The sequence below is a fragment of the Microbispora sp. KK1-11 genome (genome assembly GCF_006874435.1).
Taxonomy (GTDB): Bacteria; Actinomycetota; Actinomycetes; order Streptosporangiales; family Streptosporangiaceae; genus Microbispora; species Microbispora catharanthi.
Genome location: NZ_VIRJ01000002.1, coordinates 130,970 through 156,334, shown reverse-complemented (window position 1 = coordinate 156,334; position 25,365 = coordinate 130,970). Strand labels below are relative to the sequence as shown.

At 71.6% G+C, this 25,365-nt stretch carries 23 protein-coding genes; 13 read left to right on the top strand and 10 right to left on the bottom strand.

Translation table 11 applies throughout. The annotated features are described in order from the left end of the window. Positions 1-21: 21 nt before the first annotated feature. On the bottom strand, positions 22-696 hold the full coding sequence (locus tag FLW16_RS03635) for a TetR/AcrR family transcriptional regulator (RefSeq protein ID WP_142557587.1): 675 nt from the start codon (positions 694-696) through the stop codon (positions 22-24). 141 nt (positions 697-837) lie between these two features. Between FLW16_RS03635 and FLW16_RS03630 the strand changes: the two genes are divergently transcribed. After that, the gene (locus tag FLW16_RS03630) at positions 838-2,007 is read left to right on the top strand and encodes an acyl-CoA dehydrogenase family protein (protein WP_142557585.1); all 1,170 of its coding nucleotides are present in this window, start codon (positions 838-840) and stop codon (positions 2,005-2,007) included. Positions 2,008-2,009: 2 nt separating this feature from the next. Then, positions 2,010-4,124 (top strand): acetate--CoA ligase family protein, encoded by a 2,115-nt coding sequence (locus FLW16_RS03625; RefSeq protein ID WP_142557582.1) that lies wholly within the window; start codon positions 2,010-2,012, stop codon positions 4,122-4,124. Positions 4,125-4,297: 173 nt separating this feature from the next. Here the strand turns inward: FLW16_RS03625 and FLW16_RS03620 are convergent, their stop codons facing one another. From FLW16_RS03620 to FLW16_RS03595, 6 genes are all read right to left on the bottom strand, one after another. Then, positions 4,298-4,918 (bottom strand): response regulator transcription factor, encoded by a 621-nt coding sequence (locus FLW16_RS03620; RefSeq protein WP_142557581.1) that lies wholly within the window; start codon positions 4,916-4,918, stop codon positions 4,298-4,300. Then, positions 4,915-6,783, bottom strand: a complete 1,869-nt coding sequence (locus tag FLW16_RS03615) for an ATP-binding protein (RefSeq protein WP_142557579.1) — start codon at positions 6,781-6,783, stop codon at positions 4,915-4,917. The genes FLW16_RS03620 and FLW16_RS03615 overlap by 4 nt, the downstream gene beginning before the upstream one ends. Before the next feature lie 23 nt (positions 6,784-6,806). Continuing rightward, a complete protein-coding gene (locus tag FLW16_RS03610; protein ID WP_142557577.1) occupies positions 6,807-7,379 on the bottom strand; it encodes a hypothetical protein in 573 nt (190 codons plus the stop codon). 149 nt (positions 7,380-7,528) lie between these two features. Continuing rightward, a complete protein-coding gene (locus tag FLW16_RS03605; protein ID WP_142557575.1) occupies positions 7,529-8,656 on the bottom strand; it encodes a thiolase C-terminal domain-containing protein in 1,128 nt (375 codons plus the stop codon). Next, on the bottom strand, positions 8,653-9,078 hold the full coding sequence (locus FLW16_RS03600; protein ID WP_142557573.1) for a Zn-ribbon domain-containing OB-fold protein: 426 nt from the start codon (positions 9,076-9,078) through the stop codon (positions 8,653-8,655). Before FLW16_RS03600 ends, FLW16_RS03605 begins: the two co-directional genes overlap by 4 nt. 75 nt (positions 9,079-9,153) lie before the next feature. Next, on the bottom strand, positions 9,154-9,666 hold the full coding sequence (locus FLW16_RS03595; protein WP_185949234.1) for a VOC family protein: 513 nt from the start codon (positions 9,664-9,666) through the stop codon (positions 9,154-9,156). A 176-nt stretch (positions 9,667-9,842) separates the two neighbouring features. Between FLW16_RS03595 and FLW16_RS03590 the strand changes: the two genes are divergently transcribed. Next, positions 9,843-11,165: an MFS transporter gene (locus tag FLW16_RS03590; RefSeq protein WP_142557568.1), complete on the top strand. Its 1,323-nt coding sequence runs from the start codon at positions 9,843-9,845 to the stop codon at positions 11,163-11,165. A gap of 3 nt (positions 11,166-11,168) precedes the next feature. On the opposite strand, the gene FLW16_RS03585 is transcribed toward FLW16_RS03590, so the two are convergent. Beyond that, a complete protein-coding gene (locus tag FLW16_RS03585; protein WP_142557566.1) occupies positions 11,169-11,804 on the bottom strand; it encodes a TetR/AcrR family transcriptional regulator in 636 nt (211 codons plus the stop codon). A 74-nt stretch (positions 11,805-11,878) separates the two neighbouring features. Between FLW16_RS03585 and FLW16_RS03580 the strand changes: the two genes are divergently transcribed. The 9 genes from FLW16_RS03580 (at position 11,879) to FLW16_RS03540 (ending at position 22,876) form a co-directional block, all read left to right on the top strand. Then, positions 11,879-12,865: an ATP-binding cassette domain-containing protein gene (locus tag FLW16_RS03580; protein ID WP_142557564.1), complete on the top strand. Its 987-nt coding sequence runs from the start codon at positions 11,879-11,881 to the stop codon at positions 12,863-12,865. After that, positions 12,862-13,716 (top strand): ABC transporter permease, encoded by an 855-nt coding sequence (locus FLW16_RS03575; RefSeq protein WP_142557562.1) that lies wholly within the window; start codon positions 12,862-12,864, stop codon positions 13,714-13,716. The genes FLW16_RS03580 and FLW16_RS03575 overlap by 4 nt, the downstream gene beginning before the upstream one ends. Before the next feature lie 177 nt (positions 13,717-13,893). Next, on the top strand, positions 13,894-15,006 hold the full coding sequence (locus tag FLW16_RS03570; RefSeq protein WP_142557560.1) for a polyprenyl synthetase family protein: 1,113 nt from the start codon (positions 13,894-13,896) through the stop codon (positions 15,004-15,006). A 242-nt stretch (positions 15,007-15,248) separates the two neighbouring features. Next, the gene (locus tag FLW16_RS03565; RefSeq protein WP_142558184.1) at positions 15,249-16,622 is read left to right on the top strand and encodes a family 2B encapsulin nanocompartment shell protein; all 1,374 of its coding nucleotides are present in this window, start codon (positions 15,249-15,251) and stop codon (positions 16,620-16,622) included. Beyond that, positions 16,622-18,973, top strand: a complete 2,352-nt coding sequence (locus FLW16_RS03560) for a terpene synthase family protein (RefSeq protein WP_221890876.1) — start codon at positions 16,622-16,624, stop codon at positions 18,971-18,973. The genes FLW16_RS03565 and FLW16_RS03560 overlap by 1 nt, the downstream gene beginning before the upstream one ends. After that, the gene (locus FLW16_RS03555; RefSeq protein WP_142557558.1) at positions 18,970-20,301 is read left to right on the top strand and encodes a family 2B encapsulin nanocompartment shell protein; all 1,332 of its coding nucleotides are present in this window, start codon (positions 18,970-18,972) and stop codon (positions 20,299-20,301) included. Before FLW16_RS03560 ends, FLW16_RS03555 begins: the two co-directional genes overlap by 4 nt. 177 nt (positions 20,302-20,478) lie before the next feature. Next, on the top strand, positions 20,479-21,276 hold the full coding sequence (locus FLW16_RS03550; RefSeq protein ID WP_142557557.1) for an IclR family transcriptional regulator: 798 nt from the start codon (positions 20,479-20,481) through the stop codon (positions 21,274-21,276). Positions 21,277-21,420: 144 nt separating this feature from the next. Then, entirely contained in the window at positions 21,421-21,927 is a 507-nt protein-coding gene (locus FLW16_RS03545; protein ID WP_142557554.1) for a hypothetical protein, read from the top strand. 94 nt (positions 21,928-22,021) lie between these two features. Continuing rightward, positions 22,022-22,876 carry a sulfotransferase gene (locus FLW16_RS03540; RefSeq protein WP_142557552.1) on the top strand — a complete coding sequence of 285 codons (855 nt, stop codon included), beginning with the start codon at positions 22,022-22,024 and terminating at the stop codon, positions 22,874-22,876. A gap of 7 nt (positions 22,877-22,883) precedes the next feature. Here FLW16_RS03540 and FLW16_RS03535 read toward each other — a convergent pair whose 3' ends face one another. Then, complete coding sequence (locus tag FLW16_RS03535) at positions 22,884-23,081, bottom strand: hypothetical protein (RefSeq protein ID WP_142557550.1); 198 nt, start codon at positions 23,079-23,081, stop codon at positions 22,884-22,886. Between the two features lie 193 nt (positions 23,082-23,274). Between FLW16_RS03535 and FLW16_RS03530 the strand changes: the two genes are divergently transcribed. Continuing rightward, positions 23,275-23,907 (top strand): LysE family translocator, encoded by a 633-nt coding sequence (locus FLW16_RS03530; protein ID WP_221890875.1) that lies wholly within the window; start codon positions 23,275-23,277, stop codon positions 23,905-23,907. Here FLW16_RS03530 and FLW16_RS03525 read toward each other — a convergent pair. After that, positions 23,867-25,279 carry a condensation domain-containing protein gene (locus FLW16_RS03525; protein ID WP_142557548.1) on the bottom strand — a complete coding sequence of 471 codons (1,413 nt, stop codon included), beginning with the start codon at positions 25,277-25,279 and terminating at the stop codon, positions 23,867-23,869. The two genes, FLW16_RS03530 and FLW16_RS03525, sit on opposite strands and share 41 nt — an antisense overlap. Between the last annotated feature and the right edge of the window lie 86 nt (positions 25,280-25,365).

The window sequence follows — 25,365 nt, the reverse complement described above, 5'->3', positions numbered from 1 at the left end:
GCCGGGGGCGGCTCGCCGGAATCAGCTCGGTGCGGCTCCGGCGTCGCCCGCTCCACCCGCGGCGCCGGTGGTGTCGTCGTGGGTGGCCAGGGGGTCGCCGAAGCGGCGGATGAGCGCGATCGCCGCCTCGACGACCTCCTCGGCCTCCTCCTCGGTCTCGCTCGTCGCGACCTCGCGTCCGGCCTCGCCGATCACGCTGGTGAGGACCGAGACGGTGAGACGGTCGGTCGGCGTGTTCGCCGCGCCGAGCAGGACGGCGTTCTGCCGGACCCACTCCCGGCCGCGGGTGCGCCGCATCAGCTCGAACCCCGGCGGGCCGTCGCCGTCCATGAACAGCCGCGCCAGGTCGCGCCGCTGCCAGGACCCTTCGAGGAACGCCCTGGCCCCCTCGATGAACAGCTCGACGGGGTCCTTCACGCCCGCCTGCTTCGCCGCGGCGACGCTGGACGCGGCGGCCTCCTCGTGGGCGGCCTGGTGCTCCTCCCACAGCGCGAGGAACAGCTCGGTCTTGCCCCCGAAGTGGTGGTAGAGGCTGCCCACGCTGGAGCCCGCGCGCTCGACGACGTCCGCGACGTTGGCGTCGGCGAAGCCGTGCTCGGAGAAGACCTCGCGGGCGGCCTGAAGCATGCTCTTACGCGTCTGGGCGGTGCGGCTCCACTCCCACGAGCCGCTCCTGCCGCCGGGCTTGCGTGCCATCTGGGCTCCTTGTCGACAGGGACGACGCCATCGTAGCCGGTTGAATTCTAGAAAGTGATTCCAGACCTCTTGACACCCCTTCGGCGGGGAACCAGGCTGGAGCCGATTCCTAGAGAGCAATTCTAGAAAAGAGTCGCGTCGATGGACTTCTCCCTGAGCCCAGAGGAACTGCAGATCCGTGACACCATCCGCGCGTTCGTGGAGCGGGAGGTCATGCCGCTCGAACCCGAGGTGCTGCGCAGCGAGCGCACCGGCGGCCCGGGGCTCGATCCCGAGGTCCTCAGCGACCTGCGGCTCAAGGCGAAGAAGATGGGCTTCTGGGGCATCAACACCCCCGAGGAGTACGGCGGAGCCGCCCTGGGCCCGGTCATGTCCGCGATCATCGCAATGGAGATGGGGCGGACGTTCGTCCCGTTCAGCTTCGGCGGGTCGGCCGACAACATCCTCTACGCCGGCACCGAGGAGCAGAAGCGGCGCTACCTGATCCCGACCATCGAGGGCGAGCGCCGTTCCTGCTTCGCCATCACCGAGCCTGGCGCGGGCTCGGACGCCCGCAACATCCGTACGCGTGCCGTCAAGGACGGCGGCGACTGGATCATCAACGGTGAGAAGACCTTCATCACCGGCGGCAACGAGGCCGACTTCGTGATGGTGTTCGCCGTGACCGACCCGGACAGGGGCGCGAACGGCGGCGTCACCTGCTTCCTGGCCGACCGCGACATGGGCTGGAAGTCCGAGCCGATCCCGACGATGGGGCAGTGGGGTCCGGCCTCGCTGGTGTTCGAGGACGTCAGGGTGCCCGAGGAGAACATCCTCGGCGAGCTCGGCAGGGGCTTCGAACTGGCGATGCAGTGGATCGGCCAGGGCCGCTACATGATCCCCGCGCGGGCGGTCGGCTCGGCCGAGCGCATGCTCCAGATGGCGATCGACTACGCCAAGATCCGCATGTCGATGGGCAAGCCGATCGCCGAATACCAGGCGATCCAGTGGATGATCGCCGACTCGCAGGTGGAGATCGAGGCGGCCAAGTGGCTCACCCTCCACGCCGCCTGGCGCGTGCAGCAGGGCATGGACGCCCGGCACGCCTCCTCGATCGCCAAGCTCAACGGCGCGGTCATGGCCAACCAGGTCGTCGACCGCGTGCTGCAGATCCACGGAGGCATGGGCTACACCAAGGAACTGCCCATCGAGCGGTGGTATCGCGAGCTGCGCCTGTTGCGGATCTTCGAGGGCACCGACGAGATCCAGCGCCGGACGATCGCCCGCAACCTGCTCAGGGGCCACGCCCGCCTCGGCACGATCGGGGAGTGAGGATGCCGGTAGGAGACCTGTTCAACCCCCGGTCGATCGCCCTGGTCGGGGCGACGGACAAGTCCGGCTGGTCGATCAGCACGCTGACCAACCTCCGTACGCACGGCTTCCGCGGACCGGTGCACCTGGTCAACCCGCGCGGCGGCGTGGTGCACGGCGAGCAGGCCCACCGCAGCCTGTCCGACGTCCCCGGCCAGGTCGACCTCGCGTACGTGATGGTGCCCACGACCGCCGTGCTGCCCGTGCTGCGCGAGGGGGCCAAGCTCGGCATCCGCCACTACGTGATCCTCACCGCGGGCTTCGGCGAGACCGGCCCGGAGGGCGCCGCCCTGGAGGCGGAGATCGTCGACTTCGCCCGCGAGAACGACCTCACCGTGCTCGGCCCCAACGGCAACGGGTTCATCAACGCCGCCGCGGACGTCACGCCGTACGGCCTGCCGATCCCGTCCCCGCTGCTGCGCGGGTCGGTCGGCGTGGTGCTGCAGAGCGGCGCGCTGGCCAGCTCGGTGCTCGGCTTCGCCCAGGCCCGCAACGTCGGGATCAGCCTGCTCACCTCGATGGGCAACGAGTCGCTCGTCACCGTCACCGACGTGATCGACTACCTGGTGGACGACCCGGCGACCAAGACCATCGCGCTGTTCCTCGAGTCGGTCCGCGACCCGGCCGCGTTCTCCCGGGCGGCGCGCCGGGCGCTGCTCGCGGGCAAGCCGATCGTCGCGCTCAAGATCGGGCGCAGCCGGCTCGCCTCCCGCACCGCCCAGGCCCACACCGGCGCGCTCGTCGGCGACGACAACGTGATCGACGCGGCGTTCCGGCAGCTCGGGGTGGTGCGGGTGCGGTCGCTTGAGGACCTCATCATCACCGCGGGCCTGCTGGCCGAGGTGGGCCCGCTGCCGGGCCCGCGGATCGGCGTCGTCACGCCCTCGGGCGGCGCGTCGGAGATCATCGCCGACCGGGCCGAGGACGAGGGCCTGGAGCTGCCGGCGTTCGCCCCGGAGACCGTCGCCCGGCTGCGGGAGATCGTGCCCGCCTTCGGGACCGTGCAGAACCCCCTCGACGTCACCGGCTATGTGCTCATCGACCGTACGCTGCTCGGCCGCGCGCTCGAGGCCGTCACCGCCGACCCCGGCGTGGACGCGGTCATGCTGCTGTCGGACCTCCCGCGGGTCGCCCCGCCCGACCCCGCGCCCGTGTACGCCATGTTCTCGGCCAGCGCCAAACGCATGGCCGAGGCCCCGATGCCGGTCGTCGTCGTGAGCAACGTGCTAACCGACGTCACCGAGTTCGGCCGCGACGTCCAGCGGGAGGCCGGGTTCCCGTACGTCGCGGGCGGCATCGAGCACGGCCTGCACGCCATCGGCGCCGCGGTCCGGTGGTCCCGGGCGCACCGGGCGGCCGTCGAGGCGGTGAACGGAGCCGTCCCGGCCGAGGCGGCGGCCGGCGCCCCGGCGGTCGAGACGGGGACCGGCGTGTGGGCCGAGCACCGCGCCGCCGCCCTGCTGCCGTCCGCCGGGATCCCGGTCGTGCCCGGCGAGCTGGTGTACGACGAGGAGTCGGCGGTGGCGGCGGCGGTCGGGTTCGGCTATCCGGTCGTCCTCAAGGCAGCCGCCGAAGGGCTGGGGCACAAGAGCGACATCGGCGGGGTCCGGCTGGGCCTGTCCGGCGCGCGGGACGTCGAGCGGGCCTACCGCGAGGTCGTGGCCGCCGCCGCGGCGGTGCCCGGCGCCGGCCGGGTGGGCGCGCTCGTCCAGCCGCAGCGCGGCAGCGGAGTGGAGCTGCTTGCCGGCGTCGTACGGGACCCGGCGTGGGGGCTCACCCTGGCCGTCGGCCTGGGCGGGATCTGGGTGGAGGCGCTGCGCGACACGGCACTGCGCGTCCTGCCGGTGGACGCGGCCGAGGTGCGGCGGGCGCTGGACGAGCTGCGCGGCACCGCGCTGCTGCGGGGCGCACGCGGCACCGAGCCCGCCGACCTCGACGCCGTCGCCGAGGTCGTGGCCCGCGTCGCGGCCTTCGCCGAGAGCCTCGGCGACGACCTGGAGTCGCTGGAGATCAACCCCCTGCTCGTGCGCGGCTCCCACGTGGAGGCGCTCGACGCCCTCATCACCTGGCGCGGCTGAGCCGGCCGCCTGTGCGCACCCGTGCAGCGCGCCGGTCCCCCGGCGCGCTGCACAAGCGCGTCACCAGCCCTCGTCGAAGAACGCCCTTCCGTTTGCCATCAGGGCGCGGGCATGCCGCTCCCGGACGAGCTGTGGGCAGGCCGTGCCGGGCGTGGCGGTCGGGCCCGCAGGCGTCAGCTTCCGAGCCCGGCGTCGCGGGCGCGGGCGATCGCCTCGCCCCGGTGCCGCGCGCCCAGCTTGAGCAGGACGTTCGACACGTAGTTCTGCACGGTCTTCACGCTGAGTCCCAGCCGCAGCGCGATAGCCTCGTTGGTCAGGCCTGCGGCCATCCGCTCGAGGATCTCCGTCTCCCTCTCGGTGAGCTGCGGGAACGGCCCGGATCGCGGGGCCGCGGCGAAGACACGTTCGGCGACGGCGGCGTCGAGGATCGCCTGGTTGGCGTGGACCGCCGCGAGAGCCCGCAGGATCTCCTCCGAGGACGCGTCCTTCAGGACGTATCCCCGGGCCCCGGCCCGCAGGGCCTTCCTGACCAGGGCGTCGTCGGAGTGCATGGTGAGGACCAGCACGCGGACGTCCGGCGCCCGCCTGCGGATCCGCTCGATGGCCTCCACCCCGCCGCCGCCCGGCATGTGCAGGTCCATCACGACGACGTCGGGCCGCGTGTCCACGGTCGCCTCCTCGGCGGAGGCCGTGTCCCACGCCTCTCCCACGACCTCCATGCCGGGCACGCTGTCGAGCAGCCGGCACAGGCCCATGCGGAACACGGGGTGGTCGTCGGCGACCACGACTCTCATGGCAACTCCAGCGGGAAGACGGCCGTGACGGTGGTCCCGTGGTCCGCCGTGATCGCGAACCGGCCTCCGATCGAGGTTACGCGCCGCCGCATGGACGAGATGCCCACGCCGGCGACATAACCGGGGCCGATGCCCCGGCCGTCGTCGTGGACCTCCACTCGCAGCGATCCTTCCTCGTGGCGCAGGCTCACGGCGCAGGTTCGCGCCCCGGCGTGACGGAGCACGTTGGCCACCGCCTCCAGGACGACCAGGTAGGCGGCCTCCGCCACGGCGGGCGGCGGCTCGACGACCCCGGAGACCGTCAGCGTGCATTCCACGTCGAGCGCGGCGCACCGTTCCACGTGCTCGCGGACGGCGGACACCAGGCCGAGGTCGGCGACGGGACCGGGTTGCATGGCGTCGATGATGCGGCGCACCTCGCGCGCCGCCATCCGCACCTGGTCGCCGATGAGCCGCAGATCCCTCTCCTCACGGCTTCCCGGTCCCAGCCCGCGGCGTACCCCGTCGAGACCCAGCCCGGCTCCCGACAGCAGCGGTCCGAGCCCGTCGTGCAGGTCCTGCCGCAGCCGTAGCCGCTCCCGGGCGGCGGAATGGATCGCCTGCTGCCGCGCCCGGTCCAGCTCGGCCGTCAGGCGCGCCGCCGCGAGGGCCGCGGCGATGTGGTGGCCGAGCTCGGCGATGAGCCGCAGGTCCTTCTCGCCGTACGGCTCCCGCCTGGCCCGCCGTCCGACGACCAGGGTGCCGAGGCGCTCCCCCTGGGCGACCAGCGGCACCTCGACAGGGTCGGGTCCCGGCTCGCCGGACCTGGAGGTCTCCTCCGGCAGGCCGTCGGTCAGCAGTGCGACCGCCACGCCCGGGCTGCGCAGGGCGTCCGCGACGAGAGGCGCCGCCCGGCGCGCGATGTCCTCGGCGGTCGCCGCGTCGCCGAGCTGCCGGCGCAGCTCCGCCAGCGCGTCCAGCGGGCGATCGCGGTAGCCGTACAGGAGGCCGCTCATCCTGTGCTGGAGCACCCGGCGTCCGGACTCGGTCAGCGCCGCGACGACGGCGGCGGCGACCAGCGCGACCTGGGGGGAGACGGCCCGGCTGAGAGCAGTCCCGAGCAGCGCCACCGCGGCGAGGTAACCGGAGAACATGAGGCCGGTGACGGCCAGGTAGACGAACGTCCGCCGGATGACGAGGTCGATCCCGTACAGGCGGTGTCTCAGGACGGCGAGCGCGATCGCGACCGTCGGCGCGATCGGAATGAGCAGGATCGCCGCCTGGCGCGCGTGGTGGGGCAGCAGGCCGCCGGCGATCTCGATCAGGAGCACGTAGCCGGCGGCGTACAGCAGGTAGGTGATCTGCCGCCGGGCGACCGGGCCCGATCTGATCCATCGGACGACCAGGGACGCGATGCTGACCAGCGCCGCGACGATCACGGCGACGGCGATGAGGTCCCAGGGTCGCCCGACGGCGGCCAGCACCGTGACCAGCAGCCCGGCCCAGACCACGGGCCGCCATCGGGGCGTGACCGGGCGTCCGTCCGGGAACAGCGCGGGCAGCACGGTGAAGAACGGCACGAAGAAGAAGGCCCAGATCCAGCCGCTCACCCACTCGGCGGCGCTCCAGCCGGGCCAGTGGCCGGCGGCGTACCCCCACAGCAGCACCCCCAGGGCCGCCGCCGTCCCCATCGACAGCAGCACGAGGCCGATGCGCCTGCCTTCGCGCGACCGGATCAGCGCCACTCCCGCGACCGTGTGCACGACGGCCTGCGAGGCGTTCTGCGCGAGAGCCCACTCCATTCCCGTCGCTCGGATCACGAAGGCGCAGCCGGCGACGGTGCCCGCGAGCACCACGGCCGCCAGTGTCTGTGCCGCCCGTTCCACGAGATCAGCGTCCGCCGCCGGCCTCAGAGGTGTCCAGCGGGGACCGGGCGGCGCAGGCCGTACGCCACCAGGCAGAGCCCGAACACCGTGAACGCGGCCGCCCCGCCGTACGGGACGAGGAATTCGAGCACCAACCCCGCGACGGTGGCGGCCCCCCACCAGCGCACGCCGCCGTCGAGCAGGAAGGCCAGGCCGATGACCAGGACCCCCAGGTAGAAGACGTACATCAGCATCTCGACCACCATGAACCCGGTCGGCAGGTCGCCCCTGCCCATGAGGGCGCCCCAGACTATCGCGCCGACGGTCACCGCGACGTGCATGAGCGGTCCGGACGCCAGCATGATCGCCCCGGCGCGGCCGACCGGCCCTTGCCGGTCCCTGCGGCGGGCCCACAGGGCGATGAGGGACACGGGGATGAGGACCCAGTACCACTTGACGGTGAGACCGCCGACCCACTGCGCCGGCTCCTCCTGGCCGGTGGCCCGGACATGGTCGATGAGCGCGTAATGCGCCGCGAGCAGCACCGCGCCGAGCGTCAGCGCGGCGCCGACGACCTGGAGCGGCACGCGGGCCAGCCGATCGATGAGCTTTCGCATCGTTTGCCTCCCTGGTTCGGTTGGCTCCGATGCTGTTGTGCGGCCTTCCCGGAGTGCATCGGGCGCGGCTCCCGACCGGCCGGGAGATTCCACCGGGACCGGCCCGGCGGGGGCCCTCCGGCGGGCCGGGCCGGAGGGGCGCGGGCGGGTCAGGGGCGGTGGTTGGACAGGACGAGCGTGGCGGCGGAGGCGAACATGCCGCCGTTGCCCAAGACCACGCCGACCTCGACGCCGGGCACCTGGGCGGCGGCCTCGCCGCGCAGTTGCCGTACGGACTCCTGGATGGCGAACATCCCGTACATGCCCGTGTGGGTGTAGGAGAGGCCGCCGCCGTTGGTGTTGAGCGGCAGGCGGCCGCCGGGGGAGGTGTGGCCCTCGGCGATGAACGGCCCGGCCTCGCCGCGCTTGACGAAGCCGAGGTCCTCCAGCCCGTAGATGGGCACGTGCGCGAAGGCGTCGTAGATCATGAGGTGGTCCACGTCGTCGTGGGAGATGCCCGCCTCGGCGAAGGCGGCCTCGCCGGAGCGGCGGAAGGCGGCGGAGGTGGTGAAGTCCTCCATCTGGGAGATGATCGGCGACTCGGCGGACTCGCCGGAGCCGAGCAGATGGACCGGCGACCTGCGGGCGCGCTCCTCGGTCGTCACGATCAGCGCCCCGCCGCCGTCGGTGACGAGGCAGCACTCCAGCAGGTGGAAGGGGTAGGCGACCATCCGGGAGGCGAACACGTCCTCGACGGTGATCAGGTCCTGGAACATGGCCCGGGGGTTGCGGTGGGCCCACCGGCGCTGCGCGACCGCGACCTCCGCGAGCTGCTCGTGCGTGAGCCCGGTCTCCTTCATGTAGCGCAGCGCCGTCAGCGTGAACATCGTGGGCGGGCCGAGCACGCCGTACGGCAGCTCGAACTGGCCGATCAGCGAGTCGGGGCCCAGGGCAGGCCGGGGCGCGCCGACCCGCGACCGCCCGGACTCGCCGTGCGTGATGAGCACGGTCGTGCACAGCCCGGCACGGATGGCCGCGGCGGCGTGCCGTACGTGGAAGAGGAAGGACGAGCCGCCCACCCCGGTGCCGTCGACCCAGGCCGGAGCGATCCCGAGCGCGTGGGCGATCTGGATCGGGCCGGGCATGCCGACGGTGGCGACGCCGTCGATGTCGTCCTTGGTCATCCCGGCGTCGGCGAGGGCGTTGCGTGCGGCCTGGAGGTGGAGCTGCGCGGTGGACATGTGGGGCAGCTTGCCGAGCTCGTCGGTCTCGGCCGCGCCGGCGATCACGATGTTCATACGGCGGCCCCAGTCGAGGCGGGGGCGAACAGGGGGACGTGCACGTCGCCGCGCTGTTCGAACACCACGCGCAGCTCCATGTCCAGGGGCAGGTTCTCCGGCGTGATCTCGACGCCGACGATGTTCGTCATCATCCGCACGCCCTCCTCCAGCTCCACGACCGCGATCGCGTACGGCCCGTCCTGCTCGAAGCCGGGAGCCGGGCGATGACTGATCACGTACGAGTAGAGGGTGGCCCTGCCGCAGGCCGTCACCCACGTGACGTCGTCGGAGCCGCAGCGCGGGCAGGCGGGCCGTGGATAGAAGTAGTGCCGCGAGCAGGCGTCGCAGCGCTGGATCCGCAGCCGTCCCTCCGCCGTGCCGTCCCAGAACGGCTGGGTCTCCGGCGTCGGCTTCGGGACGGGCTTGTGCGATGCGGTCATCGTTCTCCTACGAGGCGGAGGAAGTCTTAGAGTCAGATTCTAGAACTCCAATCTAGAGTTGGCGAGGGTCCGTTGTCAGGGACTCGGGACGCCGTTGCCGCGCCGGCCGCGGCCGGCCAGCAGGTCGTCGAGGGACGGCACCGGCTCGGGGTTGCGCGGTCCGGGCTGGGCGAGCTGGACCAGGACGCCGTGCGCCTCCTTCGGGTGGAGGAAGACCTCGCGCCAGCGGGGTTCGGCGAGGTTGAGGCCGAACAGCCGGTAGCCGCGCCCGCGCAGCGCATCCACGGCCGCCTCGATGTCGGTGACATGGAAGTTGAGGTGGTGGACCCCGCCTCTGCCGCGGGTGAGGTCGAAGAAGCTGTCGAAGAACGAGGATCCGGCGAGCGGCTCCATCAGTTCGATCTTGCTTCCGTTGGCGTACCTGAGCTGGAGCGTCCGGTAGCCGTTCACCACGTTGTCGCCCCCGCCGAGGTAGGCGCCTCCCAGCAGGTCGCGGTAGATCGGCAGCAGGTCCCTGATGCGCGGCGCGGCGACGGCGGTGTGGTCGAAGGCCGCGTCCAGCCCGGCCAGTTCCTCGGCGATGTCCACCCGTCCTCCTTCGATCGAAATCCTAGAATCTCATTCTAGTCATCTGATCCCCAGGAAACACATGCTCACAACCCTTGACTCCAGCCGTGAGGAGGCGGAGCATTCGTGGAAATGAATTCTAGAGCTGGCTTCTAGAACTCATCGCTGGGACGGGGGCTGACGAGAAAGGCGTGTCAATGGGCCTGTCCTACGTACGCGAGCTCGACGAGTACCCGACGGGTGCCCGTCGCATGAAGATCCTCACGATGGCCGTGCTGGCCGTCCTCATCGGCTCCTATGAGGCGCAGATCGCCCCTGTGGTCCCGCTGCTCCTCAAGGACCTCGACATGTCCCTCGCGACGTACGGCGCGGTGTCCGGGGCGGCGGCGGTCGCGGGGGCCGTCGCGTCGGCGCTCGGCGGCAGGCTGACCGACCGGATCGGCAGGGTGCGCCTGCTGGTCCCGCTGATGCTGCTGACCGCCGTGTGCTGCTTCGCCATGACGCTGGTCCACAGTTCAAGGGACCTGCTGATCGCCAGGATCGTGCTGGCCTTCGTCGACGGGGTGGCGATGGCGAGCACGGCGCCGCTGGTCCGCGACTTCTCGCCGCGCCTCGGCCGGGCCCAGGCGTTCGGCTTCTGGACCTGGGGCCCGGTGGGAGCCAACTTCCTCGCCGCCGCCGTCGCGGGCTGGACGCTGCCGATCTTCGATGACTCCTGGCGGTCGCAGTTCGTCATCATGGGCTGCTTCTCGCTGGTCATCTCGATCGTCATCGCCCTCAACATCGCCGACCTGTCGCCCGAGCTGCGCGCGCAGATCCAGCACACCGAGCGCCAGGCCGCCGACGTCGTCGACCTGACCAAACCGGCCAGGGCCACCTCGCTGTTCGTCCGGCGCAACATCTGGGCCCACGTGGTCGGCATCTCGCTGTGGCTGGTGCTCTACATCACGCTCACGCTGTTCGGCCAGACCATGCTGGTCGGCGCGCTCGGCATCACGGCCGCCGAAGCGTCCACGATCATGGCGTGCTTCTGGAGCCTCAACCTGATCACCCTGATCGTCGCCGGGCGCCTCTCGGACCGCACCCAGCTGCGCAAGCCGTTCACCCTGGGCGGCACCGTGGCGGCCGTGCTCGTCACCGCCTACCTGGCCTCGCTCCTCGGCGGCCAGGGCGTCTCCAGCGGCATGCTCATGATCGTCGGCGCGCTGCTCGGCGGCTCGCTCGGCGTGGCGTACGGGCCGTGGATGGCGAACTACTCGGAGGACGCCGAGGACGTCGACCCCCGGCTGCAGGGCACGGCATGGGGGCTGTTCGGCTTCCTCACCAAGGCGATCGCCGTGGTCGGCCTGCTGGTCATCCCGCACGTGGTCGAGGCCACGAGCTGGCAGACCTGGCTGGTGGTCTCCCTGGTGTGCCTGGCGCTGTTCGCGCCCGCCGTCTTCCTGTTCCACGGCCCCTGGCGGCGCGAGCGCGCCGAGGCCGTGGACGGCCAGGAGGCCAGGGTCGCGGTGGCCGAATAGAAGTCAGGCCGGCGGGTAGCCGCCCAGGCCCTCGCCGAGCAGGCCGAAGACCCGTTCGACGTCCGCGCGGTGGGCGCGCTCGATCTCCTCGTCGGGCCCGCCCTCCCGGACCCGCTGCCGCAGCCGCCGGTAGAGGGCCCGCTGCGCGCCGATCAGCGTCGAGGCGACGATGCGGGGCAGCGGGTCGCCGGGCTCCGCGCCCGCCTCGGCGGCGAGCGCGTCGGCGAGCACCCGGGTGATGCGCTCGTTGACCTCGTGCATCTTCCGCTCCAACGACGGGTTGCCGCTGACGAGGTCGAAGAAGCTGCGCGGATGGACGAGGTCGCGCCGCATGCCCGGGACGAACCTGGTCTGCGCCAGGCACAGCGCGCGGAAGGAGTCGAGGATGGAGACCCCGGCCGCGCGGTCGGTGACCGCCGCCAGTGACATCGCCTCCCGGTCCTCGGCCCGGTAGAAGACCAGGTCCTCCTTGGTCGGGAAGTGGTTGAACACCGTCTTCTTCGACACCTGCGCGGCCGCCGCGATCTCGTCCACGGTGACCTCGTCGAACCCCCGGGCCCGGAAGAGCGCGTTCGCGGTGTCGGCGATGAGCTGCCGGGTCCGGTTCTTCTTCAGCTCCCGCAGTCCGCCCGCACTCATGGCCACAGCGTATCGGCCTCCCTTGGTTACACCTGGTGTACTGTTACACCAAGTGTAATAAATGGGGAGGCGGGATGACGCATCCGGCGGTGGAGACCATCGGCCTGGCCAAGCACTACGGCGACGTCGAGGCCGTGCGCGGCATCGACCTGACCGTGCGCAGAGGGGAGATCTTCGGCTTCCTCGGCCCTAACGGCGCAGGGAAGTCCACGACGATCAGCATGCTCTGCACCCTGACCACGCCCACGGCCGGCGAGGCGCGCGTGGCCGGACACGACGTGGTGCGCGAACGCGACAGCGTGCGGCGTTCGATCGGGCTGGTGTTCCAGGACCCGACGCTGGACGGCTATCTGACGGCCGAGCGCAACCTGCGTTTCCACGCGGAGCTGTACGGCGTGCCCCGCGCGGACGTCGGTCCACGGCTGCGCGGAGTGCTCGAGATGGTGGGGCTGTGGGACAGGCGCGGAGCCAAGGTCGCGACGTTCTCGGGCGGCATGAGACGAAGACTGGAGATCGCCCGCGGCCTGCTGCACTCGCCGCGTGTGCTGTTCCTCGACGAGCCCACGGTGGGACTGGACCCGCAGACCAGGAGCTCCATCTGGTCCTACATCCGGGAGCTCAAGGACGCCGAGGACATCACGGTCTTCCTGACCACCCACTACATGGACGAGGCCGAGCACTGCGACCGCATCGCCATCATGGACGGCGGCCGGATCATCGCGCTCGACACCCCCGCCGCGCTGAAGGCCGGCGTCGGCAAGGACCGCGTCCAGATCCAGACCGACGACGGCGCCGCGGCCGTCGCCGAGCTGGACGAGCGGTTCGGCATCCGGGCCGTCGCGTCCGGGGACGTGGTGGTCTTCCACGTGGACGAGGGGGAGCGGTTCGTGCCGGAGCTGTTCTCCCGGTCGGGGCTGCCGATCCGGTCCGTCAGCGTGGCCAGGCCGAGCCTCGACGACGTGTTCATGTCCTACACCGGCCGGTCGATCCGCGACGCGGAGGCGACCGGCGGCGCACGCGGCCCGGCCGCGCTCGCCGCGGCGCGGGGAGGCCGGCGATGACGTTGCCCGTCACGGCGGTCCGGGTGCCAGGGCGCAGTGCCATGAGCGAGCTGCGCGCCGTCAAGGTGGTCTGGCAGCGCGAGATCATCAGGTTCTTCAACGGCCCGCTGCGCATCCTCACCTCTCTCGTGCAGCCGTTCCTGTTCCTGTTCGTCCTCGGCACCGGCCTGTCCCAGCTCACCTCGGGCGGCACCGGCGGGCTCGGCCTGCGGACCTTCCTCTACCCGGGCATCCTCGCCATGGCCGTCCTGTTCACCGCCATGTCCTCGGCCGCCTCGATCGTCTGGGACCGGGAGTTCGGCTTCCTGCGCGAGATGCTGGTCGCGCCGGTGTCCCGCGGGGCCATCGTCCTCGGCAAATGCCTGGGCGGGGCCACCGTCGCGGCCTTCCAGGGCCTCGTCGTGATCTGCATCGCGGGTCCCGTGGGCGTGCCGTACGCGCCGGGCCTGATGCTCGGGGTGTTCGGCGTCCAGGTGCTGCTGGCCTTCACCATCACGGCCTTCGGGGTCGCGATGTCCGTGCGGGTCAGGCAGATGCAGTCGTTCATGGCGCTCAACCAGTTGCTGATCATGCCGCTGTACTTCATGTCGGGTGCGATGTTCCCCGCCTCGAACCTGCCCGCGTGGCTGACCGTGCTCAACCGGATCGACCCGCTCTCGTACGCCGTGGACCCCATCAGGCGGCTGGTCTTCGCGCATCTGGACCTGGCGCCTGCCGTACGGGCCCGGCTCGCGCCGGGGCTGACGTGGGGCGGATGGCACGTGCCCGTCCTCGTCGAGGTGGCCGTCCTCGCGGTCCTCGGGCTCGCCCTGCTCGCGACCGCGATCGCCCAATTCGGCAGAGCCGACTAGGCAGCGCAGGTCGGCGGAGCCGACTAGAGAGCGCTGTCCGGCAGAGCGGACTGAGCTGCCCGGCTTCCGTGCGGCTCGGCGAGAAGTTCCGACTATCGGAACGAGCGGTTCTACTTTGCGTGTTCATTAAGTAACTTTCCGCAAGGGATACCGGCTGGCCGAGCGAGGAGGCCGTGCATGACCGCGGACACCGTGGACACGTCCATCAAGGGGATCACCGGCGTCGGTGACACCGGCGGCATCGCCGCCGTCACGAGCGCCGTCCGGGGACGGGTCGACGAGCTGCTGGCCGGTTTCCTCGACGCCCGGCGTCCACCGGTCGGCGATCCGGACGTCGCCGAGGGCTACCGGCTGCTGCGCGAGTTCGTCGTCGAGGGCGGCAAGCGCATCCGGCCGCTGCTGTGCTACTGGGGCTGGCGGGGCGCCGGCGGCGAGGAGCCGCACGAGGACCGGGCCGTCGTCACCGGTGCGGCGCTGGAGCTCTACCACGCCGGTCTGCTGATCCACGACGACGTCATGGACGGCAGCGAGCTGCGCCGCGGGCGCCCGACCATCCACAGGGGGGTCGCCGGGGCCCCGCGGTGGACGGGCGCGGAGACCTTCGGCCAGTCCGCCGCCATCCTGCTCGGAGTGCTCGCGCAGGCGTGGGCGGACGAGCTGCTCGCGGACGCCGCCGCCGGCGACGCGCGGGGGCGGGCGGCGCGCGAGCTGTTCAACCGGATGCGCACGGAGGTCGTCACCGGGCAGTACCTCGACATCCTGGCGCACGCCCGCGCGGACGCGGACGTCGAGCAGGCCCTGACGGTGATCCGCTACAAGACCGCCCGATACACCGTGGAACGCCCGCTGCAGATCGGCGCGGCGCTCGCCGGGGCCCCGCCCGACCTGCTGGATGCGTACTCCCGGTTCGGCCTGCCGCTCGGGGAGGCGTTCCAGCTGCGCGACGACGTCCTCGGCGTCTTCGGCGACCCCGCCGTCACCGGCAAGCCGGTCCTCGACGACCTGCGTGAGGGAAAGCGGACCGTGCTCATGGCGTACGCGTACGCGCGGGCGCGAGGACCGGAACGGGACCTGCTGCGGACCTGGCACGGCGCCCCCGACCTGGACGAACGGCGGGCGGCCGAGCTCAGGCAGATCATCGTGGACACCGGCGCCCTCGGCGAGGTCGAGGACCTCATCGCCCTGCGTGCCGGGCAGGCGCTCGGCGCGCTGAGCGACTGCGCGATCGCCACGGAGGCGGCGCGGGCCCTTGCGGAGCTCACCGAGCGGCTCACCCGCCGCGTCCGGTGAGGCGCGTGATCGGTACGCCCGCCTCTCCCATTACTTCCGCCGCCGGAACACTCCGGCCGCCTCCACGTGCGTCCGTACGTGCGCCCGGTGCACCCGGCGCATGCGGTGCGGCTCCGTCCGGGCCGGTACGACTCTGATCTTTCCTCCCCCCTCCGCCGCTCGGCGACGAGCGTGTCCAGTCACCGAACAACCGGCCGCCGTGCCGATCACAGATGGGGTGATGTGCCGTGACCGAAAACACCATGCCGACCGACAACCGGTTGAGCCTCAGCACCAGGGCCGCGCGCAACCTGGCCACGACGACCAAGACCCCGCCGCAGATGCAGGAGATCACCTCCCGTCATCTGCTGCGCGTGCTGCCCTGGGTCGAGGCGGTGGGCGGCGCCTACCGGGTCAACCGGCGGCTGACCTACCAGATGGCCGACGGGCGGGTGACGTTCGTCTCGACCGGTGCGGACGTGCGGGTCATCTCCGCCGAGCTGTGCGAGCTGCCCGCCCTGCGCGGCTTCGGCGACGCCGACGTGCTCGCCGCCATGGCCGACCTGTTCACCCAGCGGGAGTACGAGGCCGGCCAGGTCATCGCGCAGGCCGGCACCCCGATGGACGAGGTCCTGCTCCTGGCCCACGGCAAGGTCGACAGGCTCGGCGAGGGGGCGTACGGCAACGAGACGCGGCTCGGGGTGCTGGCCGACGGCGAGTACGTCGGCGAGCAGATGCTGGTGAACGCGGACGCGCGGTGGGAGTGGACGGTCAAGGCGGTGACGTCGTGCACCGTGCTCACCCTCGGCAGGGAGGAGTTCGAACGGCTGCTCACGCTGTCGGACAACCTGCGTGAGCACGTGCAGGCCTATCGGGAGAACCCGGACCGGCCGGTGAACCGGTATGGCGAGGCGGAGATCGCTTTGGCGGCGGGTCATGAGGGTGAGGCGACGCTGCCGGGGACGTTCGTGGACTACGAGCTGGGGCCGCGTGAGTACGAGCTGAGTGTGGCGCAGACGATTTTGCGGGTGCACTCGCGGGTGGCGGATCTGTACAACGAGCCGATGAACCAGACCGAGCAGCAGTTGCGGCTGACGATCGAGGCGTTGCGGGAGCGTCAGGAGCACGAGCTGGTCAACAATCGCGACTTCGGTTTGCTGCACAACGCCGACCTCAAGCAGCGCCTCCACACCCGTTCCGGCCCGCCCACCCCCGACGACCTCGACGAGCTGCTCGCCACGGTCTGGAAGAACCCGAGCGTCATGTTCGCCCACCCCAAGGCGATCGCGGCCTTCGCCCGTCAGTGCAACGCCCGGGGCATCTACCCCCAGACCGTGGAGTTCAACGGCCAGAAGGCCCCGGCCTGGCGCGGGGTGCCGATGCTGCCGTGCAACAAGATCCCGGTGAACGACAAGGGCATCAGCTCGATCATGGTCATGCGCCTGGGGGAGAAGGACCAGGGCGTCGTCGGCCTGCGCCGCACCGGGCTGGTGGACGAGTACGAGCCGGGTCTGTCGGTGCGCTTCATGAGCATCGACGAAAAGGCGATCGTCTCCTACCTGGTGACCACCTACTACTCGGCGGCCGTCCTGGTCCCCGACGCCCTCGGCATCCTGGAGAGCGTCGAGGTCCTCTGATGTCCTCCTACCGGCTGCCGGACTTCTACCTCCCCTATCCGCCCCGGCTGAACCCGCATGTGGAGACCGCCCGGGCGCACACGCGGGGGTGGGCGGCGGACATGGGCATGCTCGACGACCCGGACATCTGGACCGAGGAGTCGCTCGACGCGATGGACTACGGCCTGATGTGCGCCTACACCCATCCCGACTGCTCCGCCACCGAACTGGACCTGGTCACGGACTGGTACGTGTGGGTCTTCTTCTTCGACGACCACTTCCTGGAGACCTTCAAACGCAGCAGGGACCTGGACGGCGCCCAGGACTACCTCGACCGGCTCGACGCGTTCATGACGGACGACCCGCCCGAGCCGACGAACCCGGTCGAGCGGGGCCTGGCCGACCTGTGGCCCCGCACCGTGCCCGCCATGTCGGAGGCGTGGCGGCGCCGGTTCGTCCGGGTCACCCGCGACCTCCTGCAGGAGTCGATGTGGGAGTTGTTCCACATCGAGCGGGACGCCGTCTCCAACCCGATCGAGTACATCGAGGAACGCAGGAAGGTCGGCGGCGCCCCGTGGTCGGCGGCGCTGGTGGAGCACGCGGCAGGCGCGGAACTGCCGGCCCGGCTCGCCGGCTCCAGGCCGATCCGGGTGCTGACGGAGTCGTTCGCCGACGCCGTGCACCTGCGCAACGACCTGTTCTCCTACGAGCGGGAGGTGCTGAAGGAGGGCGAGCTGTCCAACTGCGTCCTGGTCTGCGAGCGCTTCTTCGGCTGCGACACAGAGCGGGCCGTGGAGATCACCAACGACCTGCTCACCTCCCGGCTGCACCAGTTCGAGCACACCGCGCTGACCGAGCTTCCGGCGCTGTTCGCCGACGAAGGGGTCCTGCCGCCCGAACAGGCGCTGGTCCTGAGCTACGTGAAGGGACTGCAGGACTGGCAGGCGGGCGGACACGCCTGGCACACCGCCTCCAGCCGCTACACCAAGACGGCGGGGGAAGCCGGCTTCCTCGGCATGAACGTGGCCCGCGCCCACCTCATGGGCGCGGGCGGCCTGCGCAACCACACCCACCGGCCCTTCTCGGAGGCGGCGGTGCGGCTGCCGCAGCCGTACATGCCGTTCGAGGTGCGCGACAACCCGCACCTGGACGCGGCGCGAGCGGCGGACGTCGAATGGTGCGCCGCCATGGGCTTCTTCGACGGGGTCCCCGGCATCCCCGCGACCGCCGTCTGGAACGAACCGCAACTCGTCGGCTTCGACCTCGCCCTGTGCGCGTCCGGGATCAATCCGGACGCCACGGCCGACGAGCTGATCCTGGCCACCAACTGGCTGGCCTGGGGGACGTACGGCGACGACTACTATCCCCGGGTCTACGGGGCGGCGCGCGACCTGGTCGGCGCGAAGCTCGGCAACCGGCGGCTCAAGGAGTTCATGCCGCTGGACCTCGTCCCGCGCCTGACCCCGATGACGGGGCTGGAACGCGGGCTGGCCGACCTGTGGCCGCGCACCGCCGGGCCGCTGCCGGAGGGCTCCCGCCGGGCCTTTCGCAACACGGTCGAGGAGATGATCGACAGCTGGGTGTGGGAGCTGGCCAACCAGGCCCAGCACCGCGTGCCCGATCCGGTCGACTACATCGAGATGCGGCGCAGGACGTTCGGCTCGCAGATGACGATGAGCCTGGCCAGGCTGGCGCCGGGCCGGGTCATCCCCACAGAGATCCACCGGACCCGCGAGTTCCTCGGCATGACCGATGCCGCACAGGACTACGCGTGCCTGCTGAACGACCTGTTCTCGTTCCAGAAGGAGACCCAGTTCGAGGGTGAGCTGCACAACGCCGTCGTGGTGCTCGGCATCTTCCTCGACTGCGGGCCCGACGAGGGAGTGACCGTGGTGGACGCGCTCATGACCAGCCGGATGAGGCAGTTCGAGCACATCACCACCGTCGACCTGCCCGCCCTGCTCGACCGCATCGAGGCGGGGGAGGCCGTGCGGGAGTCGGTCGATGGATACGTGTCCGACCTGCGCAACTGGATGTCGGCGATCCTGCGTTGGCACCAGCGGTCGCGGCGCTACTTCGAGGAGGAGCTGCGCAGGGGTCCGGCGGCCCGGTGGTCCCAGGGCCCGACGGGCCTCGGCACGGCCACCGCACGCATCCTCTCCCTGGCGCCGCCGGCACACAGGGCGTCGCCGGCTCACGGGTCGCCGGCGCTCACGGCGTCGTCCGTGACGACGCCCGCTCTCGAGCGGTCTGATCCGGTGCCATCTGATCCGGTGCCATCTGATCCGGCGCCATCTGATCTGGCGCGGCCTGATCCGGCGGCGTCCGATCTCGCGGTGCCGGCTCACTCGCTGCCGGTGGGGGCGCCATGACCGCGTCGCGCCTGACCCTGAGCACGGCCGCCGCGCGGAACCTGGCGACCACCACCAAGACGCCGCCGCAGATGCGGGAGATCACTCCCCGGCACCTGCTGCGGGTGCTCCCGTGGACGGAGGTCCAGGGCGGCGTCTACCGGGTCAACCGCCGGCTCACCTGCACGGTGGGGGACGGGCGGGTGAGCTTCGTCTCCACCGGGGCGCGGGTGCGGGTCATCCCGGCCGAGCTGTGCGAGCTGCCGTCCCTGCACGACTACGGCGACCTGGACACCCTCGGGGCGCTGGCGGACCGGTTCGTCCAGCACGACCTGCGTCCGGGAGAGCCGGTGCCGCCGGGACAGGTGGTGCTCGTCGCCCACGGCAAGATCGCACGCGTCGGCGCAGGCGCCTACGGCGGCGAGGCCCTGCTCCAGGTCCTGGCCGACGGAGACCACCTGGGGGACCTCACCGGCCCGGGGGCCGCGCCCGCCAAGGCCCTCACCTCCTGCATCGTTCTCGTCCTCGACCGGTCGGCGCTGGACAACCTGACCGCGCTCGCCGGCGGCCTGCGCGAGCATCTCGGCCGTCCTCCCGAGGCGCGGCCGGTGAACCGGTACGGCGAGGCGGAGATCGCTTTGGCGGCGGGTCATGAGGGTGAGGCGACGCTGCCGGGGACGTTCGTGGACTACGAGCCGGGGCCGCGTGAGTACGAGCTGAGTGTGGCGCAGACGATTTTGCGGGTGCACTCGCGGGTGGCGGATCTGTACAACGAGCCGATGAACCAGACCGAGCAGCAGTTGCGGCTGACGATCGAGGCGTTGCGGGAGCGTCAGGAGCACGAGCTGGTCAACAACCGCGACTTCGGTTTGCTGCACAACGCCGACCTCAAGCAGCGCCTCCACACCCGTTCCGGCCCGCCCACCCCCGACGACCTCGACGAGCTGCTCGCCCGCCGGCGCAGCTCGCACTACTTCCTCGCCCATCCCCGGGCCATCGCCGCCTTCGGACGGCAGTGCACGCGGCGCCGCGTGTATCCGGACGTCACCGAGGTGAACGGGGCGGCGGTCATGGCGTGGCGGGGGGTGCCGATACTGCCCTGTGACAAGATCCCGATCACCGAGGGCGGGCTCAGCTCGATCGTGGTGATGCGCACGGGGGAGGAGAAACAGGGCGTCGTCGGCCTGCGCCGCACGGGGCTGACGGACGAGTACGAGCCGGGTCTGTCGGTGCGCTTCATGAGCGTCGACGACAAGGCGATCGTCTCCTACCTGGTGACCACCTACTACTCGGCGGCCGTCCTGGTCCCCGACGCCCTCGGCGTACTGGAAAGCGTCGAGGTGAACTGACCCCATGTTCAGCCGGCCGGGGTGCTCGGCGAGCACTCCGGCCGAGGTGGGCGGCCGCGGGCGGTGGGGCTCGCGGCCGCCGGGGGATCTCGTCCCTGGCGTTCGCCCCTCATGCGCCGTGCGGCGCGGCTAAGGTGACCGCTGGCCGATCAGGATGTGAGTCACGAGCGTCGCGGAGTGAGGTTGTTCGTACCGTTGGATCGCGCCCGCCGGGCGGAGGCGGCCTCCGCCCTGGGCAGTCTGGAACGCGGGATAGAGATCCTCCTGTGCCTCGCCGCCGGCATGAGGCCGATGAACCTGACCCAGGTGCACCGGTCCACCGGGTTCTCCAAGACCACCACTCATCGCCTGCTCGCGACCCTGCAGCGGCGGGGCCTGGTCACGCGCACGGGCGGCGACTACACGGTCGGCGGACGCCTCGCCGACCTCGTGCCGCCGCGCGGCTGGGCCGTCCAGGGCCGTCGCCTGCCCGGCTCCCGCAGGGCGGTCCTGCCGCACCTGCTCCAGCTGTACGAGGCCACCCGGCAGACGGTCAACCTGGCCGTGCGGGACGAATTCGAGGTCGCGTACGTCGAGCGGTTGTACGGGCACAACCGGGTCAAGTCGCCGTCGGACGGCGTCGACCGGGCGCCGCTGCACTGCACGGCCACGGGCAAGGTGCTGCTCGCCTACGACGCAGGACTGCGCGCCGCGTTCCTCGCCGCCCCGGCCCTGCGGCGGATGACGGGCCGTACGGTGACCGCGCCGGCCGCGCTGGAACGCGAGCTCGCGGCCATCCGCGGCGAGGGTGTGGGGTACGCGCGAGAAGAGTTCGCCGAGGGAGTGTGCTGCGTCGCCGCGCCCGTCTTCGGCCGGGACGGCGGAGTGCGCATGGCCGTCGCGGTCGCCGCGCCGGTGGGGGCGGCGGCGCTGCCGCGCCTGAGTGCGGCCGTGCGTAGGACCGCCCACCAGATCAGCGGCGCCCTCCTCCTGTGATCCCCGTTTCGGGGATTGGGGCCGCGGGGCTCGGGGAAGGCTCGGACGAGTCGAGCGGCGGGGCCTGGGCCGCTCCGGCCGCCGGTGTCACGGACCGGCGTAGCCGTCGTGGTCTCGGGGAGAGTCATGCGTCGAGGACCGTACGTGTCCCGCTTGATCGGCAGGGCCGGCCTCGTCGCCGTACCGGTGACCGTGCTGCTCACGGCGTGCGGGAGTCCGGAGCCGCAGATGCGGCCGCGGCCCGTGGCCACGGGCGGCCCGGCGTCCACCACCACGGTCCCCGCATCGCCCTCGCCCAGCCCGTCGGTCGTCTCGGCGGCGGACCATCCGGAGGCGTGCCGGAACGGCGACTGCGAGGTGGCGGTCCACCCGGGGGACCGGTTGCGGCTCGACCGGAAGACCGGCCTCGACGCGATCACGATCGTCTCACTCGACCAGGGCGAATTGCGGCTGCGCTTCGAAGCGGGCGCGGGTGCCTTCCACGTCGAGGGCATGAACACCGGCGTCAGCCAGGACTGCGTCAACGGCCGCTGCCGCACGGAGGGCGGGCTGACGCTTGCCCCGGGACGGCCCGGCCGGATCGGCGACATACGCGTGCGACTCGGCAGCGTGGCGCCCGACCACGCGGTCCTGGTCCTGTCGACGGCGTGACCATGACCGGCGCGCCCGGTCTGGCCGTCTCGACTTCGGAAATCCCCAGCCTCCGTTAACCGCGAGGCCACCACGCCTCTCTACGGTCGCGGCCATGGCATGGAAGAGCAGGGTCAACGCCGCCGTCGAAGGGATGACCGGTTACGTCATCACACGAGCCAGGCCACAGGCCGTAGCGGCTACGGAGCCGCGGGACGAGCCGCGCCCGCCCGCCGATCCCGCCGCCGACCGCCTGCTGCGCGCGCCCGTCTTCGTGCTCTCACCGGTCAGGTCCGGCTCCACGCTCCTGCGCGTGCTGCTGAACAGCCACAGCAGGATCCACGCGCCGCACGAACTGCACGTCCGGCGGATCGCCGTGACCCTCACCACCGATCCCGTACGGCAGGCCATGGCGGCGGCCGGCCACCGTACGAGCGACATCGAGCACATCCTGTGGGACCGCCTGCTGCATCGGGAACTGGTCAGGAGCGGCAAGGAGGTCATCGTGGACAAGACGCCCAGCAACGTCTTCGCCTGCCGCCGCATCACGACGTGCTGGCCGGATGCCCGATTCGTCTTCCTCCTGCGCCACCCCGCGTCGATCGCCCGGTCCTGGCACGAGGCCGATCCGCGGGCGCGGCCCATGGACGAGGCGGTGCGGCACACGCTGCAGTACATGCGCCACCTGGAGGAGGCCAGGCGCCGTCACGAAGGGATCGACGTCCGGTACGAGCGGCTCGTCGACGACACGGAGGGCGAGCTGCGCCGGCTCTGCGCCTGGCTCGGCGTGGAGTACGAGCCCGAGATGGTCCGGTACGGCGACAAGGACCACGGCGACTTCGTGAAGGGCATCGGCGACTGGCGCGACAAGATCCGGAGCGGGCGGGTCCAGCCGGGCCGTCCGCTGCCCGCCCCCGAGGAGGTGCCCGAGGCGCTGCGAGAGATCGCAGCCGCCTGGCGCTGCCTCTGATTTCCGATTACCAGTGGAACCAGTGAATGCGACGGCAGCTGCTGCACACGAAGCAGGTGGCGTCGCGGTTCGCCCAGTCGAGATTCATGAACGTCATGCCCGTGGTCTGGAGTTTCCACCGGCGCGCCTCGAACAGCTCGTTCTCGCACGTGTCGCATTTCAGATTGCGGCCGTTGGGGAGCGTGACCGGCTGTGGTTCGTCCATGCCTTCGATGCTAAGCCGCCAATCGGTTTCCTGGTCTGCCGCGAAACTCCGTTGCGGCCGGAGTCACGTCACCCCGATGATGGCGCGTTTTCCTCACGCGGCTATATCGCGAACCCCGCCGGGAACACACGGTCACCCCGGCCTTTTGCGGCCGCGCGGGCGGGGTGCGGGCGCTTGGGTTACGGTGGCCGTTGTGGACGTCTATGGGGCGATCGCCTCGTTCGCCGCCATCGTGGCGCTGCTCACGCTCACGCCCGGTCTGGACACGGCTCTGATCCTGCGTACGTCGCTGCTCGCCGGCCGGAGATCGGCCTGGGCCGTGGTGCTCGGCATCCAGGCCAGCATCCTGCTGTGGGGCCTGCTCACGGCCGCCGGACTGTCCGCTCTCCTCACCGCCTCCCAGACGGCGTACGAGGTGGTGCGGTGGGCGGGCGTCGCCTACCTGGTCTGGATGGGCGGCAGGATGCTCTGGCAGAGCCGTACGAGCCGGGCGGACGACGACGCCTCGCCCGGCCCGCCGGACGCCGGATGGGGACGGGCGTTCCGGCGGGGCCTGCTGAGCAACCTGCTCAACCCGAAGGTGGGCGCTTTCTATGTCGCCGTGCTGCCGCAGTTCATGCCGCAGGGCGTGCCGCACGCGGTGATGGGCGTACTGCTGGCGGGCGTCCACGTCTGCGAGGTGCTGGTGTGGAGCGCCGTGCTCATCGGGTTCACCGGGATTCTGCGCGGCTGGCTGCGCAGGCCGTCGGTCAAGCGCGGCCTGGACCGGCTCACCGGCCTCGTCGTCATCGGCTTCGGTCTGCGCCTGGCGACCCAGCAGTCCTGAGCCCCCCGTCGTAGGGGCCGACCCCGCACACCTCGGGGACGGCGGCGATCGGGATCTCCTCGGTGAGGGCGCGGACCAGCAGGGCCTCGACGCCGCGCAGCATCGCCTCGGCCGTGTGCGGGGGCAGGTAGGCGGTGTCCACGATGAGGCTGAGCTTCCCGGTGTCGGGGGCCGAGACGACCGTGAAGAACGCTTTGAACCGGACGCCCGGCCAGGCGTTCGTGACGTACGTCCTGGTGTTTTCGGTGAGGCGGGCCACGTCCTCGTCGGAGCCGACGGGAGGCAGGCCCGGCCAGGTGCCGACGGTCCGCCTGTCGTTGAAGAACGCGTCGAGGTCCGGCTCCCGGCCACGGCGGCGGCCGATCTCCTCCCGCATCGCCTGCATCTCGAACGGGTCGTAGTGCGCGTTGCGGTACGCCCTGAGCGCCCCCCGCTGCGCGGCCCGGCAGGCGGCGGCGAAGTCCGTGGCGGGCAGGTCGAGCACGAACAGGCCGTCCTGTTCCACGGTGCCGACCATCGTGCGGGCGCGCGCGTCGCGGCGGTTGCTGTGCACGAGCTGCATGACCGCGCGCGGACGGCCGCTCACGACGGCCAGCACGGTGGCGCAGGCGGCGAGCAGCACGCTGGTCGTGCTCATCGTCCAGCGCTCGGCCAGCCGTTGCGCGGCGACGGCGAGCGCCACCGACTCCATGCCGACCTCGATGAATCGCGGGTCGTCCGCCTCACGCGGCGGATGGTCGAACACGTCGAGCGGCCCCTCCGCCAGCACGGAGTGCCAGTATCGGACGGACTTGGCCGAGCGGGCGGGGCACGGCTCCTCGCGCTCCGCGGCCGCCTGGTCCATCGGCTGCCACGTGGCGGGCGGCAGTTCCTCGCCGCGCAGCAGGGCCTTCCACTCCTCCGACAGCGTGTTCAGCGCCTGGAAGTCCACCGCCAGATGGGAGAAGGCGACCGCCAGCGCCATCGGGCGGCCGTTCTTGACGACGACGGCGCAGCGCAGCGGCAGGTCCCGGTCGTGCGCGAAGGGCGTCCGGCCCAGCTCGCCCGCGAGCCGCTCGGCGACCCGCAGCGCCCGGTCCTGTCCCGCGTCCACCAGGTCCACGGTCAGCTCGCCGCCGCGGCCGACCCGCTGCATCGGCCCTTCCGGGGTGAGAGCGAAGGTCGTACGCAGGCTCTCGTGGCGTTCGAGCAGCACGCGCAGCGCGTCCAGGACGCTGCCGAGGTCGCGCCTGCCGTACACCGGGAGCACCCATGGGCAGCTCAGGAACGTCTGGCTGTCGCCCATCAGATGGACCGCCCGCCATATCAGGCGTTGTCCCCAGGTCAGCGGCGCCCGGCCCTCCCGCGTGCCGCTGAACGCCACCGTCACCATGAGCCCGTCATCCCTCGGGAGGCCGGCTCGTCGCCGAGGCCGGCCTCCACGCTGTCACCGAAAAGTTTCGACACGATGCCCACTCC

What these genes read in the sequence shown, in the direction of transcription:
- FLW16_RS03635 (WP_142557587.1), bottom strand. Translation starts at nt 696, where the DNA reads ATGGCACGCAAGCCCGGCGGCAGGAGCGGCTCGTGGGAGTGGAGCCGC.
- FLW16_RS03630 (WP_142557585.1), top strand. Translation starts at nt 838, where the DNA reads ATGGACTTCTCCCTGAGCCCAGAGGAACTGCAGATCCGTGACACCATC.
- FLW16_RS03625 (WP_142557582.1), top strand. Translation starts at nt 2,010, where the DNA reads ATGCCGGTAGGAGACCTGTTCAACCCCCGGTCGATCGCCCTGGTCGGG.
- FLW16_RS03620 (WP_142557581.1), bottom strand. Translation starts at nt 4,918, where the DNA reads ATGAGAGTCGTGGTCGCCGACGACCACCCCGTGTTCCGCATGGGCCTG.
- FLW16_RS03610 (WP_142557577.1), bottom strand. Translation starts at nt 7,379, where the DNA reads ATGCGAAAGCTCATCGATCGGCTGGCCCGCGTGCCGCTCCAGGTCGTC.
- FLW16_RS03605 (WP_142557575.1), bottom strand. Translation starts at nt 8,656, where the DNA reads ATGAACATCGTGATCGCCGGCGCGGCCGAGACCGACGAGCTCGGCAAG.
- FLW16_RS03600 (WP_142557573.1), bottom strand. Translation starts at nt 9,078, where the DNA reads ATGACCGCATCGCACAAGCCCGTCCCGAAGCCGACGCCGGAGACCCAG.
- FLW16_RS03590 (WP_142557568.1), top strand. Translation starts at nt 9,843, where the DNA reads ATGGGCCTGTCCTACGTACGCGAGCTCGACGAGTACCCGACGGGTGCC.
- FLW16_RS03585 (WP_142557566.1), bottom strand. Translation starts at nt 11,804, where the DNA reads ATGAGTGCGGGCGGACTGCGGGAGCTGAAGAAGAACCGGACCCGGCAG.
- FLW16_RS03580 (WP_142557564.1), top strand. Translation starts at nt 11,879, where the DNA reads ATGACGCATCCGGCGGTGGAGACCATCGGCCTGGCCAAGCACTACGGC.
- FLW16_RS03575 (WP_142557562.1), top strand. Translation starts at nt 12,862, where the DNA reads ATGACGTTGCCCGTCACGGCGGTCCGGGTGCCAGGGCGCAGTGCCATG.
- FLW16_RS03570 (WP_142557560.1), top strand. Translation starts at nt 13,894, where the DNA reads ATGACCGCGGACACCGTGGACACGTCCATCAAGGGGATCACCGGCGTC.
- FLW16_RS03565 (WP_142558184.1), top strand. Translation starts at nt 15,249, where the DNA reads ATGCCGACCGACAACCGGTTGAGCCTCAGCACCAGGGCCGCGCGCAAC.
- FLW16_RS03560 (WP_221890876.1), top strand. Translation starts at nt 16,622, where the DNA reads ATGTCCTCCTACCGGCTGCCGGACTTCTACCTCCCCTATCCGCCCCGG.
- FLW16_RS03555 (WP_142557558.1), top strand. Translation starts at nt 18,970, where the DNA reads ATGACCGCGTCGCGCCTGACCCTGAGCACGGCCGCCGCGCGGAACCTG.
- FLW16_RS03540 (WP_142557552.1), top strand. Translation starts at nt 22,022, where the DNA reads ATGGCATGGAAGAGCAGGGTCAACGCCGCCGTCGAAGGGATGACCGGT.
- FLW16_RS03535 (WP_142557550.1), bottom strand. Translation starts at nt 23,081, where the DNA reads ATGGACGAACCACAGCCGGTCACGCTCCCCAACGGCCGCAATCTGAAA.
- FLW16_RS03525 (WP_142557548.1), bottom strand. Translation starts at nt 25,279, where the DNA reads ATGGTGACGGTGGCGTTCAGCGGCACGCGGGAGGGCCGGGCGCCGCTG.